General features: G+C 38.0%; 17 protein-coding genes and 1 rRNA gene. 7 read left to right on the forward strand and 11 right to left on the reverse strand.

Annotated elements, in window-relative coordinates; translation table 11 throughout:
• A 5S ribosomal RNA gene (gene rrf / locus ACG59Z_RS12150) occupies positions 1-85 on the forward strand; the annotation flags it as partial.
• Between the two features lie 198 nt (positions 86-283).
• On the opposite strand, the gene ACG59Z_RS12155 is transcribed toward rrf, so the two are convergent.
• Complete coding sequence (locus tag ACG59Z_RS12155) at positions 284-1,657, reverse strand: dihydrolipoyl dehydrogenase (protein WP_400199598.1); 1,374 nt, start codon at positions 1,655-1,657, stop codon at positions 284-286.
• 147 nt (positions 1,658-1,804) lie between these two features.
• On the opposite strand from ACG59Z_RS12155, the gene ACG59Z_RS12160 reads away from it, so the two are divergent.
• Positions 1,805-3,286, forward strand: a complete 1,482-nt coding sequence (locus ACG59Z_RS12160) for a hypothetical protein (RefSeq protein ID WP_400199600.1) — start codon at positions 1,805-1,807, stop codon at positions 3,284-3,286.
• Positions 3,287-3,576: 290 nt separating this feature from the next.
• Here the strand turns inward: ACG59Z_RS12160 and ACG59Z_RS12165 are convergent, their stop codons facing one another.
• Complete coding sequence (locus tag ACG59Z_RS12165) at positions 3,577-3,912, reverse strand: TIGR01244 family sulfur transferase (protein ID WP_049063451.1); 336 nt, start codon at positions 3,910-3,912, stop codon at positions 3,577-3,579.
• 192 nt (positions 3,913-4,104) lie between these two features.
• Between ACG59Z_RS12165 and ACG59Z_RS12170 the strand changes: the two genes are divergently transcribed.
• The 3 genes from ACG59Z_RS12170 to ACG59Z_RS12180 are packed head-to-tail and all read left to right on the forward strand — an operon-like array spanning position 4,105 to position 5,857.
• Positions 4,105-5,001, forward strand: coding sequence for an alpha/beta hydrolase (locus ACG59Z_RS12170; protein WP_263614602.1), 897 nt, complete (start codon positions 4,105-4,107; stop codon positions 4,999-5,001).
• The gene (gene trxC / locus ACG59Z_RS12175) at positions 5,002-5,439 is read left to right on the forward strand and encodes a thioredoxin TrxC (protein ID WP_002051446.1); all 438 of its coding nucleotides are present in this window, start codon (positions 5,002-5,004) and stop codon (positions 5,437-5,439) included.
• A gap of 1 nt (position 5,440) precedes the next feature.
• The gene (locus tag ACG59Z_RS12180; protein ID WP_002051216.1) at positions 5,441-5,857 is read left to right on the forward strand and encodes an acyl-CoA thioesterase; all 417 of its coding nucleotides are present in this window, start codon (positions 5,441-5,443) and stop codon (positions 5,855-5,857) included.
• Between the two features lie 46 nt (positions 5,858-5,903).
• On the opposite strand, the gene ACG59Z_RS12185 is transcribed toward ACG59Z_RS12180, so the two are convergent.
• From ACG59Z_RS12185 to ACG59Z_RS12195, 3 genes are all read right to left on the reverse strand, one after another.
• A complete protein-coding gene (locus ACG59Z_RS12185) occupies positions 5,904-6,410 on the reverse strand; it encodes an ester cyclase (protein WP_400199604.1) in 507 nt (168 codons plus the stop codon).
• Between the two features lie 76 nt (positions 6,411-6,486).
• The gene (locus ACG59Z_RS12190) at positions 6,487-6,981 is read right to left on the reverse strand and encodes a DUF4442 domain-containing protein (RefSeq protein WP_311069821.1); all 495 of its coding nucleotides are present in this window, start codon (positions 6,979-6,981) and stop codon (positions 6,487-6,489) included.
• 35 nt (positions 6,982-7,016) lie between these two features.
• Positions 7,017-7,505, reverse strand: coding sequence for a YajQ family cyclic di-GMP-binding protein (locus tag ACG59Z_RS12195; RefSeq protein WP_002051423.1), 489 nt, complete (start codon positions 7,503-7,505; stop codon positions 7,017-7,019).
• Positions 7,506-7,596: 91 nt separating this feature from the next.
• Here ACG59Z_RS12195 and ACG59Z_RS12200 point away from each other — a divergent pair, with 91 nt between their 5' ends.
• Positions 7,597-7,911, forward strand: coding sequence for a rhodanese-like domain-containing protein (locus ACG59Z_RS12200; RefSeq protein ID WP_002051246.1), 315 nt, complete (start codon positions 7,597-7,599; stop codon positions 7,909-7,911).
• 51 nt (positions 7,912-7,962) lie between these two features.
• On the opposite strand, the gene mnmC is transcribed toward ACG59Z_RS12200, so the two are convergent.
• Genes mnmC through ACG59Z_RS12220 form a run of 4 tightly spaced genes read right to left on the reverse strand, consistent with a single transcriptional unit; the run spans position 7,963 to position 11,290 of the window.
• Positions 7,963-9,834 carry an FAD-dependent 5-carboxymethylaminomethyl-2-thiouridine(34) oxidoreductase MnmC gene (mnmC, locus tag ACG59Z_RS12205; protein ID WP_400199607.1) on the reverse strand — a complete coding sequence of 624 codons (1,872 nt, stop codon included), beginning with the start codon at positions 9,832-9,834 and terminating at the stop codon, positions 7,963-7,965.
• Between the two features lie 23 nt (positions 9,835-9,857).
• Entirely contained in the window at positions 9,858-10,337 is a 480-nt protein-coding gene (locus tag ACG59Z_RS12210) for a hypothetical protein (protein WP_311069823.1), read from the reverse strand.
• 4 nt (positions 10,338-10,341) lie between these two features.
• Positions 10,342-10,644: a YciI family protein gene (locus tag ACG59Z_RS12215; RefSeq protein ID WP_002051453.1), complete on the reverse strand. Its 303-nt coding sequence runs from the start codon at positions 10,642-10,644 to the stop codon at positions 10,342-10,344.
• A gap of 31 nt (positions 10,645-10,675) precedes the next feature.
• On the reverse strand, positions 10,676-11,290 hold the full coding sequence (locus ACG59Z_RS12220) for a septation protein IspZ (protein WP_400199609.1): 615 nt from the start codon (positions 11,288-11,290) through the stop codon (positions 10,676-10,678).
• 44 nt (positions 11,291-11,334) lie between these two features.
• Here ACG59Z_RS12220 and ACG59Z_RS12225 point away from each other — a divergent pair, with 44 nt between their 5' ends.
• Positions 11,335-12,186 carry a PHP domain-containing protein gene (locus ACG59Z_RS12225; RefSeq protein WP_400199611.1) on the forward strand — a complete coding sequence of 284 codons (852 nt, stop codon included), beginning with the start codon at positions 11,335-11,337 and terminating at the stop codon, positions 12,184-12,186.
• 7 nt (positions 12,187-12,193) lie between these two features.
• Here the strand turns inward: ACG59Z_RS12225 and ACG59Z_RS12230 are convergent, their stop codons facing one another.
• A complete protein-coding gene (locus tag ACG59Z_RS12230) occupies positions 12,194-13,105 on the reverse strand; it encodes a bestrophin family protein (protein ID WP_005072669.1) in 912 nt (303 codons plus the stop codon).
• 62 nt (positions 13,106-13,167) lie between these two features.
• Positions 13,168-13,887 carry a DNA repair protein RadC gene (gene radC, locus ACG59Z_RS12235; RefSeq protein ID WP_080593553.1) on the reverse strand — a complete coding sequence of 240 codons (720 nt, stop codon included), beginning with the start codon at positions 13,885-13,887 and terminating at the stop codon, positions 13,168-13,170.
• Positions 13,888-13,896 lie beyond the last annotated feature (9 nt).

A 13,896-nucleotide genomic window follows, 5' to 3' on the forward strand; every position in this document is an offset into this window, starting at 1 on the left:
GATCCCTTCCCGAACTCAGAAGTGAAACCTCTTAGCGCTGATGGTAGTGTGGGGTTACCCATGTGAGAGTAAGTCATCGCCAGCTCATTATTCTAAACACCCCGGTCTCGAAAGAGATTGGGGTGTTGCTTTATGGGCGGAATAAAGGCGAAGTTTAATCCACAAATCTTTAGACATTAGATGTTTATAAAAATATAAACTAAAGGAAAATGGATCAGAAAACTATTTAAAGAAGTATAGAAGAAGAGCCTAACTTTAATTAAGTAAACTCTTCCGAGAATAATTATTTCAATTGCCTACGCGCATGTTTTAGAGCAGTGCGTAAGCCTTCTTCAAGAGTAGGATGATAAAAAGGTTTTTCTAGAATTTCATTTAAAGTTAATTCTTCACCAATAATCCAGCTTAATAGGTGAGCCATATGCTCCGTTGCCTCGGTAAATAACTCGGCACCAAGTAGCTTTTGGCTTTCTCGTTCTATATAAACTTCAATAGCCCCTTTATTCTTTCCGAGAACAATACCTCTTCCTTGTCTTTCATAAGATGCCTCACCTGTGACAAACTCTACTCCATTATCTTTTAGCTGTTTATAACTTTGCCCTACAATTGCCATTTCTGGATGACTAAATACTATTCCTAATGGAGTGAGAGTCTTAACTGATTTAACTTGTGGATAATTCAGACAGTTCTGAACAACTTTTTTGCCTTCATGGGCAGCTTCATGTTGTAGTGGCGTTGAAGTATAAGCATCCCCAGCAATAAAAATTGGATAGTTATCTAGTTGTTTTGTTTTAGCATTTATAGGTAATAACTTAATATCCTGAAAAGATTTATCAATATTCTCTAATTTTAGCGTATCTAGTAAGCTCGAACGGCCTGTTGCAGATAATACATACTCAGCTTGAATAGACTTTTCTCTTTCATCAATTTTATAATTTAATATAACGCCATTAGAAGTAGACTTTACTTTGGTTGGTAATGTTTCAAATAAAAAATTTAACTCTTTACTTAGCTCTTCTTGAGCAAGTTGCTGTAATTTAGAGCTAGTAAATATTCCAATTCTTTTACTACGAGCAAATATAGTTGTTTCTACTCCCAACCGATGCATAGCTTGTGCGATCTCAAGAGCAATTACTCCACTTCCAATAACGGCAATAGATTTAGGTAGAGTATCTAATTCAAATATTTGGTCTGTGGTAATAAGGCGTTCACCTAATTCTTGTTTCCATGTTTGATCATAATTAGGAGTGGAACCCACTGCAAGAATAAAGCTTTTTGATTGGTATTGTTTACCATTCACTTCAATAGTTTCCGAATCAATAAAATGTGCTTTACCTGAAACTTTATGTTCAGTTGGCCATTGCTCTACATCTTTAAGAGTTGCCTTCGTAAAACGGTCACGTAAGGTTCTTACATGCTCCATAACCTGATCAGTATTAATATCTACGGAAGCACTCAGTCCAACTCCTTGAGTATTTTGGATGTCATACATACGATTTGCTGTAGAGATGAGAACTTTACTTGGCATACACCCTACACGTGCGCAAGTGGTATCCCATGGTCCATCATTTATAATTAAAATATTATTGGTATGTTTAACGGCTTCTTTATAAGCGCTAATACCAGCAGTACCTGCGCCGATGATAATTATATCGAACATTATAAATCCTAATATCTATAAGTTTTTCATTTAATAAGTTACATAATAAAACACAATGTAATTTATGTTTACAGAGTGTGGTGAATATGATTACACTAATAATATAAATAATTAAAAAATCTTATACCTTTAGGAAAGATTGGGGAAATGAAAAGTATGTATAAAAAACAACTTACCTTGAAGTTGTCGGCTATTGCTGTGTCAATTATGTTAGCAAGTTGTGGCGGGGGCGGTGGTGATGGTTATTACCAGAATGGTTCATCAAATAGTAGTAATTCCTCATCTGGAAGTAATAATAGTGGATCTCAGCAAGCGACTGCTACAGCTTTAAAGATAGAACTAGATAAATTATCAGTTGCTGCAACGAATGATACTTTAACTGTTACTGTTAGAGCTCTAGATATAAATAAAGGTGGTGTTGCTGGTACAAAAGTTAGTTTGGCATTAGTTGATCCAACAAATAATGTATCTATAGAAGGAGTATCAACTCAAACTACAGATGCGGCAGGTAATGCTGTATATATTATAAAAACACCAAAAACATCGAGTTCTATAAATGATTTGGTGAAAAATGGTTTTAAATTAATTGCTTCTACAAATAATGGTACGCTTACTCAAGAACAGACCGTGACAGTCACAGGTAGTAATAGTACTGCTGAAGCTGATACCACGAGTATCGTATTGTTTGATGCTACAAAGACCTCTTTAAATGTTAGAGGTGATCAGACAACTGTTACATTAACAGCTGTAGATGCAAATGGTGCAACTTTAGCAAACCAAGCGATCACACTTAAAGTTAAAGATTCGGTCTTAAATGGTGTTAGATTTACACCGAATGCGACTCAAACTGATGCAAATGGTCAGATCAGCTATACGTTATCGTTTAGTGAGAATCAAAGATCTTCATCATATAGCGCTGCTCAATTTGTAACAGATGATCTTGTTTTAGAAGCTAATTTTGGTCAATCAACAAAAATTTATACATATAAACTTGATGTTGTTAATTCTGATGTACCAGTAGCAGTAGGAGCTATTGCTGTAGCATATAATCCGACTACAATGGAAGACTCGAGTGATGGAGTTTACTACTATAAAAATATCTCAGTACAAGTGACTGATGTTGATGGTAAGCCAATACCAAATCAAGATGTAATAATGGGTGTTAATGCTCTTGCCTATTATAAAGGAGGATTTGATTTTGTTGATACATCTATTCCAGCTGACGGTAAACCAGATGAATATTTACCAGTTATTAGATCAGCGTGTACAGCACCAGTTCAAGCTGTGAATATGAATGGTGAAGTTATTAATCAATTAAAGCCGCTTAAAGAAAATTCTACAGTTCAGGTTGTATCATATATTAATAGTGCTGGTACCGCTGCAACCAACAATAAATACACAACAGATGGGAATGGTCGCTTTGACCTTAAGATTCAATATCCTAAAATTTATGCATCGTGGTTAACGGTTCAGTTAACTGCTAAATCTACAGTTTCGGGAAGTTTAATCAAAGGCTCTACATCTCTTACTTTAGATTACTTGAAAAAGGATGTGACTGTGAGTGATCGTATTGCCCCGAATATAGGAAGCCCATATGGGTTAGATCCAAACTGTTCAAATGGTAATTAATATAAAAAGAAGCAGCATTTAAGCTGCTTCTTTTTTAGAGTTGTGTTCCCATACTTACACCGACTGTAGGTCGAACCTGCATAGATGAGCATGCACTAAGAATGAGGCAACTTACCAGTAAGAATATAAGTTTATTCATAATAAAACTGAGAAATTTAAAGCGATTGGAATACTTTAGTTGAAGACTATTTATATATCTGTTGAATTGATGCAGTCGTATATATTCTTTTTATTAATGAAAGCTCCATTTTTAAGTAAAAATAGAGCTTTGGGTTAGTTCGTTCACTAATTTAATCGTCTAACAAATCCATTTGCTTGGCTAATTGATAAAGATTGTTTGAACGGTTTCCTGTACGGCAAAACATGAGAACAGGTTTTGGAAGTTCATTATAGTGATTTGCAAAAGTACGAACATCAAGCTCAGTAATTTGACCCGCAACTACAGGTTGGTAAACGTAATCTAGACCTGCTTGACGTGCTGCTTCTTCAATTTGAGCACTTGTTGGTTGTTCTGGACCACCTTCCATGTCAGGACGGTTATTAATAATAGATTTAAATCCTTTTTCTACCACTTGCCCCACATGTTCTGGACCAATTTGACCTGCGAAACCAACATTATCTGACATTTCGTCACTCCAAAATTTAATAAAACCTCTTATGCTGTATCATAGCATTAAGCTTAACCTGAGATACAAGACACTAAAACGTTGTTCCTACATAGATAAAATTTATGTAAAAGAACAGCTATAGATTTTTAAAAGGCGATCAGGATGTTTTTTGTAAGTTCATTACTTCGACCATAATGCCACGGAGCACATATGCACGCTTATACGGTTGAGCCTTTATATGTTCCATGTGATCAGGAAATGATCGCAGCTGACTTTTATATTCCAAAAACAAATAATAAATCTGCGGTAATTATCATGGCACATGGTTTTGCCGGTTTACGTCAATTCAAGCTTATCCAATATGCGCAGCGTTTCGCTCAGGCAGGCTATGCTGTTATTTTATTTGATTATCGATATTGGGGTGGGAGTACAGGTAAGCCCCGAGAGATGATTTCTATCAATTCTCAATTGGAAGATTGGAAGACCATTATTCAATACGCTTCCACTTGTAAACTTATAGATAATCGAAGAATTGTTTTGTGGGGCACTTCTTTAAGTGGGGGATATGCTTTAAGTCTAGCTTCTGAACTGAAAAATATTCAGGCCATTATGGTACAAATTCCATATGTAGACGGTGCTGAAACAGCAAAACTATATCCATTACAGCGTTATCCCCAAGCTTTAAAGTTGTCGAGCCAAGATTATATGGGCTCAAAAATGGGCCTTAATCCAAAGAGATTACCTGTTGTTGACCAATTTAAATTATGTTTCATGCCAACAGCAGATAGCTACTATGGGTATTTGTCGATTGTAAATCCAGATTATTATTGGAGTGGAGAAGTTCCTGCACGCGTCTTTTTTAATTTGATGCGTTACCGTCCAATTCAACTCGTACGTCAGATTAATATTCCAGTTTTATTTATTGCTGCTCAGCATGATTCTTTAATTCCAATTGAGTCTAGTCGTGAAGCTGCAACCAATATTGCTCCTTTTGTGAGTTATCATGAGTGGGATATGAAACATTTTGATATCTATCACGGTTCATGGTTTGAAAAAGCAGTGACGACCCAATTAGAATTTTTACATCAGCATATAGGAGTGATGTAAATGATTATTGTATGTGCATCGTGTGGTGCAAAAAATAGAGTTCCAGAGGAAAAACTTAGTGCGCAACCGAGTTGTGGCCAATGCCATCAGCCATTACTTCCGCTTGCGCCGATTGAGTTAAATGAACAAAACTTTAGTAACTACATCACAAATAGTGATCTGCCTATTTTGATAGATTTATGGGCAGAATGGTGTGGACCTTGTAAAATGATGGCGCCACATTTTGCACAAGTTGCAAAACAGAATCCACGTGTCATTTTTGCCAAGATTAATACCGAAGAGTCTCCTCGCTTAAGCCAAGCATTTAATGTGAGAAGTATTCCTACGCTTGTATTAATGAATAAAACCACAGAAGTTGCTCGAATGAGCGGTGCATTACGCGCTCCTGAATTGCAGCAGTGGCTAGATCAACAACTTCAAACGAATTTCGGGAGCTAAGGTGTCAGAAGCTTATACCAAACCAGAAGGAATTTTATCCTTACAAACGATTGCCATGCCAGCAGATACAAACTGGAGTGGTGATGTGTTTGGTGGGTGGATCGTGTCACAAATGGACTTGGCTGGAGCAATTCACGCAGAGCGTTTTAGTCGTGGACGCTGTGCCACGATTTCCATTAATCAGATGACCTTTTTGGTTCCAGTAAAAGTAGGCTTTGTCATTAGCTGCTATACCAAAATCTTAAAAGTAGGTAATACGTCTATTCAAATGCAAATTGAAGTTTGGGATAGTCATGATGATTCTCGTGCTCCAATTCGTATTACCGAAGGTGTTTTTACCTTTGTCGCTGTTGATGTAAAAGGTAATAAGCGTCAGATTCCAGAAGAAGCGAAACAAAAGTTTTTAGAAACTCAATAAAATATTTAAAGCCTGAATATAAGTATTCAGGCTTTAATTTCTATCACTAAAACATTGTATTAGAGTTTTTACTTTGCTCTGGAATGTTTTGTATCACATCCCAATGCTCTACAATTTTTCCATTTTCTACACGGAAAATATCAATAATTGCTCGGCCTCGGTCTTTTTTGTTTTCAGTCGAATGGACATGTAAAATGACAAGATTACCTTCAGCAATCGTACGTTTAATCTCATTTTTAGCTTGTGGATTTTTTTGGAATTTCTCAGTGAAGAAATTAACAAAAGGAGCCTTCCCATCAGGAACGTTGGGATTGTGCTGGATATATTGATGACCAATATAACGGTCGGCATATTCTTTAACTTGATGTTTTAAAAAGACACCTTCATAAAAGTCGACTACTATTTTTTTATTTTGAGCACTTATTTTATCGATTGTTTCAGTTTTTGATTGAACAATTTTATTGGTTTTATTTGTGGGGTCGGCAGCGTAAGTCGTAATTGATGTAAATATGAAACTAGTAAATAACGAGGATAGAATCAATATTTTTTTCATTGTGACCTCAAGATATAAAATTGTAGTTTTTATATCTTGAGGTAAATAACAATCTAAAAATATTTTAGATTAGTTATCATTTCTTACGTTTAGGTAACCATGCCCAAAGCATTTGGCATTGGATTGGTTCATTACCTGCATCATCAATAACTGTCACTGGAATAACAAGTTCACCTTTCTCATGATCAGCAATATATTTTTGCTGTTCTGTAGAGAGGGTAGCTGTTGCTGTTAAACCGCCTTCAACCACTTTTAAATAATCAACGTGCAATGATTTGATTAATAAAATGCGGTTATCAGGAATATGTAAACCCGTTAAAAAACCTGTCGCAGTCTCTGCCAAAAGTGCCATTGCAGCAGCATGCACACCTTTAATATGGTTCTGCATGTTTTTCTGGTTTTCTAAGCGAACAGTCACATGGTTTACATCTACTTCCAGATAGCGAATATTGGCTGTACCCACCATTGGCACAATACGGCCAAATGCCTTGCTCCAAAGCGTACTCCGAACACCTTTAGGAAATTTTGAAGTCGCTTTTACCAGTTTTAATAGTCGATTGGATTGAGACATGGGATTACCTTAACTTTGAATGTCGCTAAAAGATATTAATCTTTAAAGTTATTAAACTGTAATGGCACACCGAATTGTTGTTCACGTAAAAAAGTCATGACTTGTTGCAAAGTGTCACGTTTTTTATCGGTCACACGGATTTTGTCGCCTTGAATAGAAGATTGCACTTTAACGCCGCTTTCTTTAATGGCTTTATTAATTTTTTTTGCTGTATCAGAGTCAAGACCATCTTTAAGCTTAATCACTTGTACAAAATTTTTACCTGAAGCAGCCGCCTTTTGTGGATCAAGTGCTTGCACATCAATTTTACGTTTATAAAAATGGTTTTCTAACATGTTATAAACTTGTTCACACTGGAAATCACTTTCTGTGCTGATTTTGATCTCTTTATTTTTTTCGTTTAGTTCGATAGAAACATCGTGACCACGGAAGTCAAAGCGTGTTGCAATCTCTTTTTGTGTGTTTTGAACCGCATGATTAACTTCAAATAACTCTAATTCAGAAACAATATCGAAAGAAGGCATAGTTTAGACCTTTACAAAGTGAAAGAATATTTGAGATGCTAAGAGGGTTTTCTTCATTTGCCAAGTGTTGTTTACATCAAAGGAGTGCACAATGATCCGTAAACAAGAAATTACAACATTTGAGTTCCCAGAAAATGCTGTTATCTGGGATGTCCGTGATTCAAGTGCTTATGCAGAAGGGCATGTTAAAGGTGCGGTAAGTCGCCCGATTAATGATTTAAATGCTGATATTTTGAACCAGGTCGCTGCGGATCAGCCGATTTATATTTTATGTGGTGGTGGTAGCAAAGCTCCTCGTGCAGCTGAGAAACTAGAAGACTTAGATGCCTCGCGTGAATATGTCGTGCTGATGGGGGGGACGCGTGCAGCTCGTGACGCAGGTTTACCTCTAGAGCAGGGCGCATAAAAAAAGCACCTTCGGGTGCTTTTTTATTGGAACTAAATTTTCTCAAGTGCACTATTGAGATTTAAAATACGGTTTCTTGGGTTTAACTTTCTTTTGAAAGCGCTCAGCACTTAATTTCTTTAATAGACTTTCCGGAACAGGACAAGTCTCACCCAACATTTGGGCAACAAGTACTTCACTGCAAAGTGGCGCAAATAAAAAGCCCTTTGAACCTAAACCTGCAAAGGTAGAAATACGACTTTCACTCTGCATTTTTCCAACTACTGGGAAATAATCTGGACTTTGAGCACGAACCGCTGCTCGACCTTGCCATTGTTCTACAGGTGGTAATTGTTTTGCATATGTAGGGAAGATACTGTGGATTAATTCAAAGTTATGCACATGGTCGTCAATGAGTACGTTTTGATCTTCTCTGTTCGGGTAGAAAGATGCCCCTAAAATGAGTTGAGAAGAGTTAAGCTGCATGCAGTAGCCACCATAGCTATACGCTTCGTGTAAAGGTAAAGGTGCAAAAGAATTATTAACCCAGCTCACTTGTCCACGTATTGGCTTTAAAGGGGGATAGTTCTCAAATAAAGCAGCACTTTCTCGGGCACAGCACACCACAACATGATCTGCCTCTGCAATGATTTCTTCATTTGTTTTCAATTGAACTTTATTTTCAAAAGAAACAAGTGCTGTGATATTGGCAATTTTTAATTCAATACCTGAATGCTGCAAAATTTCATCACGTAACTGGTGTGGAGAAACTGCTCCGGCCTCGCTTAATACAATGTGTGGATAGTCCGATTCAAGTGAGCTTGTTTGATGCGTAACAATATCAGCAGGATATTGATCAGCAAGATCGAGAAGATCTTGGGCATTTTTTAATGCCATTTGCTGTATTTGAATTGGGCGAAATGCTTGAAAGTTTTTATAGAAATTCAGCGCATGTTGCCAGCTTAAAGTCATCAGGTGCTCATGACTTTGTTCAATTGGGCATAGTTTTGGATTGAGCAATGCTAAAGGGTTGCCAGAAGCTCCTGATAAAGGCGCTGTACGCTCGAATAGAGTAACTTGGTGCCCACGTTCAGCAAAAGCCCATGCTGTGCTTAAACCAGCAATCCCTGCGCCAATAACGGCAATATGCTGCTGTGTAAAATTGAAAGTATGGTTATCTGGTTCTAGTGCGGTGTCTTCACTTAAAGGTGCTCTCCAAACTGCTTTAAGCATTTCACGTTTATGCCCGAAGCCACGAGGACGTGAAATATCAACGCCATGAGCTTTTAGTCCACGTTTGAGAATACCAGCTACACTAAACGAGGCAAAGGTAGTGCCATAGTCAGAAAGACGTACAATATTGTTTAAAACGTTTTGTTCCCACATATCTGGATTACACGAAGGTGCAAATCCATCTAGGAACCAAGCATTCACTGCTTTCGTTTTTACCATACTTGGAAAAATATCTTGTGCATCTCCTAGCCATAGATCGATGCTAAAACGTTCTTCTGGAAAACTTAAACGATGGCATCCTGCAATAGGCAAGGGATATTGTTCAATAAGTTGTTTCGCAAATGGCTTAAGTTCATCCCATACATTGAGTGCACGGATGAGATCTGCTTTGCTTAAAGGAAATTTTTCTACGCTAATTGCATGTAAATGGCTGTGGTTATGGGGACGGACCTGCTGCCAAAGCTGCCAGAGTGCAAGAATATTTAAACCAGTACCAAATCCGGTTTCTCCTACACTAAAATATTCAAAGTCTTGTAAATTGGCTAATCGTTCTGATAGGTCATTGCCATTTAAAAATACATGTCTTGTTTCAAGCAGACCATTATCTTTAGAAAAATAGACATCACCAAATTGTTTGGAAATGGGAACTTCAATACCATCAATAGATTCCCAATCCAGCTCAGCAGTTTGTATACGGTTTGATTTGTTCATTCGGTTTAATAAGTCGCTCAGAATTACCACTGACGACGACGTTTGGTGTAAACATAACTCGCAATAAAGAAGCCAAGCAGTACGCCACCTGCAAGAGTTACTGCGCCATATAAGAACATTTGAGCACTACGTTCACTTTGTAAAACTTGTACCTGAACAGACAAGTTATCATTCTTTAGCTGTAACTCTTGGTTTTGTGCAAGTGCTTCAAGGTTTGCATGTTCTAGCTGTTTTAGACGAGATGCTTGATCTTGAACTAAAGCTTTGATTTTTGCATCTTGCTGTTGCTTATTTTTTGCGATTTGTTCTGCTGTAAGCGGCTGTGTTGTAGCTGCCGCTGTTGTAGCGGTTGGTTTAGCTACAGTTGCAGAAGTAGGCGCTGGTTTAGCTGCCTGAGTTGAAGGCACAGTGGGTGGTGTTGCTGGTGTCGCAGCAGGTTCAACTGCTCCGGCAGTTGAACAGATCAAACACAAGCCAAGAAAGCTTTTGGTTGCAAGCTGCATGCGTTTACCCTTTTGGAAATGCTTTATTAAACGGTTTGACATCAATATGGCTATAAATGCCTTCTTTCAAAAATGGTTCTTCTTTTAACCATTCATCTAAAGCTTCACGGCTATCAAACTCTACAATCATGGTACTACCATAAAAACCAGCTTGAGGATCATTCGGGTCTTTTGGCATAGCTCCAGCGGCAACAAGACGACCTTCATCATCAAGTTTTTGTAAACGTTCGATATGTTGAGGGCGTACTGCTAAACGTTTCTCTAGAGTTCCTTCGTTATCGGTACAGCTTAGAACAAAAAAAGGCATGTCGTATCTCTATAATCAAACCGAAATCACATTAAGCTTCTGGTGACTTAAAATGTTTACGTAAAATAATGAACTGAATAATGATAAATGAAAACATGACAATCATGTCACCAAATGCAGTAAATTCGCCCCAATATTTTCCGCCGTGAAATAAAAACGCGAAGAAAACATGTAAACCAGACATTACGACAAACATGGCAGCCCAAGCAAAATTTAAATTTTTCCAACCTTTTTCAGTTAGGTCTAAAATTGGGTCGAATAAACGTTTAATAAGAGGTTTACGTTCTTTACCAAACCAAGGTGAAACCAAGAAAGCACCAGCAAATACTAAGTTCAAAATCGCAGCTTTTAAACGAATATAAAAATCATCGCTTAACATGAGTGTAATGCCACCAAAAATAACTGTCATAAACAGTACAATCCACTGCTGTTTATCTAAACGGAATTTTTGGATGACAAACAAAGCACCATACACGACAAGCATTGAAATAATTAAGCCTGTTGTGGCGACCAGAATATTATTGTTATTTACACCGCCAGCGGAACCGATCAGTTTAAGCAAGGGGTGATGTGCGTTCGCAGGATCAACAGTTTTATATAAATAGAAGAAAATAATTAATGGAACAAAGTCCAGAAGTGCTTTCATGTTAGAGTATCTGATCAGGTTTGGTGAATGGCATAGTATAAAAGATGCAAGGCATAGATTTACATACACATAGCAATATTTCTGATGGAACTTTGTCTCCGGAATTGCTGGTGCAAGCTGCTGTGGATGTGAAGCTGCATACCTTGGCGCTCACTGATCACGATACAATGGATGGCTTACAGCGTGCAAAGAAAGCAGCACAAGCCCATGATTTAAAAATTATTTCTGGTGTCGAGATCTCAAGCCAATGGTCTAGGCCAAGCACAAAAAAAAGCTATGGCGTGCATATTGTGGCTTTAAACATGCAAGATGAAGCACCAATTTTGGAAGCATTAGAACAACAAAAAAGAATTAGAGCACAAAGAGCAGAAGTTATTTGTGAACTATTAAAAAAGTGTATTGGCTTTGATATTTATCAAGATGTACTCGATAAAGTTGAAAATCAGCCAGATCGTATTACCAGAACCCACATTGCCAAAACCTTGGTTGAAAAGAATGTGGTGAGCCGTCCTCAACAAGCTTTTGACCGTTTTTTAAAGGAAGGTAAACGCGCCTTTGTAAAGTTTGAAGGCTTGGGTTTACAAGAAACGGTTGAGGTCATTCATAACAGTAAAGGCTTGGTAGTTTTAGCTCATCCAACTCGTTATGACCTATCGGCAACCAATACGCGTTATTTGATTGAGTTATTTGCGAGTTGTGGTGGTGACGCCGTAGAGTTACCGCCGCCTGTAGATCCTTTGTCTACTCGCCAAATGATTGATCGTATGATTGATCAGCATCATTTGGCTGTTTCAATTGGCAGTGACTTTCATGGAGAAAATATGCCATGGATTAAATTGGGTAACACCCCTAAACCAAAGACTGACCAGCAGGGTATTTGGGAACGTTTTCTCTAATAGTGCTCTAAAGCAAGTTGTTATCTTGAGCTTGAATTGGAGGAGGTGTTGGTTTACCCAGCGTTCCTAAAAGTTCAATTTCGATACTACGCACCATGGCATCTAAAGGTAAGTCATTACTTTGAGTACCGAAAGGCTCTTCGATTTCAGAGCTTAGAGCATCTAGACCTAAGAATGTGTATGCCAAAATTCCGACCAGTAAAGGTGTTGCTAATCCAAGCAATGAACCAAGACTAAACGGCAACATAAAACAGAAAAAATAGACAGTGCGATTGAGCAAAACTGAATAGGCAAATGGAATAGGTGTATTGGCGATTCGGTCACAACCAGTTTGTACTACACTTAAATCTGAAACATTTTTATTCATTTGTGCATAGATGATGTCAGAGATTTCACCCTCTTTAAGTGCTTGTAATAATTCCCAGTGAATGAGGCTCAGTGTGTACTGAGGGGCATTATTTTGCTGATAGAGTTGGGTGAGTGCTTGCTGGCTCATACCACTGGTTTGTATTAACTCAGTTGGGTTCGCTGTCTGACGACGTAAACGATCACGTAATACATTAGCAAAAACAATCACATGTTGAATGACTCGTTCACGACGGGCTTGAGTTAAAATACGACAGTCGCGGTCAAAGTGACGTGAAGTCGCAATGAGTACACCCCATAGTTTCCGAGCTTCCCACCAACGGTCATAACATGCCGTATTTTTAAAGCCTAAAAAAATAGAAAGTACAACGCCAATTAAGGTGAAGCCAACTAAAGGAATTTCTGGAAAACGGTAGAGATTAATATATTCAACCCCACCAATGATTGCCGAAATCAGCATTACCACCCCTAAAGAGGGCAAAATTTTTGGTAATATCGTCCCTCGCCAAGAGAATAAAACTTTAAAAATACTGGGCTGTTCACGAACAATCATTTTATTTTAAACGTCGCTATTTTTGTTTTTGATATTCTAAGCTTAGTGAAGCTTTGTCAATATCATTGAACGGCTATTGTGGTAGGGTTGAGCAGTTGTTGTTCAGCAAATGAAAAGCTACCTTCTGGCGAAATAATAAAATGGTCCAGTAAACGTATTTCAACAAGCTGACAAGCCTGCTGGAGTTGCTCTGTGAGTTTAATATCTTCAGGAGATGGCTGTGCAGAACCAAAGGGATGATTATGTGCTATCACCAGTTGGCAAGCATGTTGTTGTAAGGCATAACGTAAAGTTTGATTCACTGAAACGGCGCAGTGCTGAACTGATCCAAAAAATAACTTTTTAAAATGCAGTTTTCTTAGTTCGGCATCTAAGCAAAGTACTGCGAAGACTTCTTGTTTTTCACCTTTTAATTCATAACGCAGATAATCTAGAACCAAATGAGATGAATGAAGGCTTAGCTCAGTTTGACTAAAATGATAGTCGAGATAGCGCCGTCCAAGCTCTTTTACGGCCAATAATTGGGAATACTTGGTGGCTCCAATACCGTTAAATTGGGCCAACTCATTGAAAGATGCATCGAAAACAGCATTGAGGCTTCCGAATTGTTGAATCAGCAAGCGTGCGAGTTCAACTGCTGAATGTTGGCGTGAACCTGAGCGAAGAAAGATCGCAAGTAATTCAGAGTCAGAGAGGCTTTGAGGGCCTTGTTGTAATAACCGTTCTCTTGGCCGTTCTTGTTCTGGCCAATTTTTAATAGAAGTATTCATATTCCCCAGCAATATTCTGCT

Origin of the sequence: Acinetobacter sp. ABJ_C1_1 (genome assembly GCF_044684115.1) — a bacterium.
Classification (GTDB): Bacteria; Pseudomonadota; Gammaproteobacteria; order Pseudomonadales; family Moraxellaceae; genus Acinetobacter; species Acinetobacter nosocomialis_A.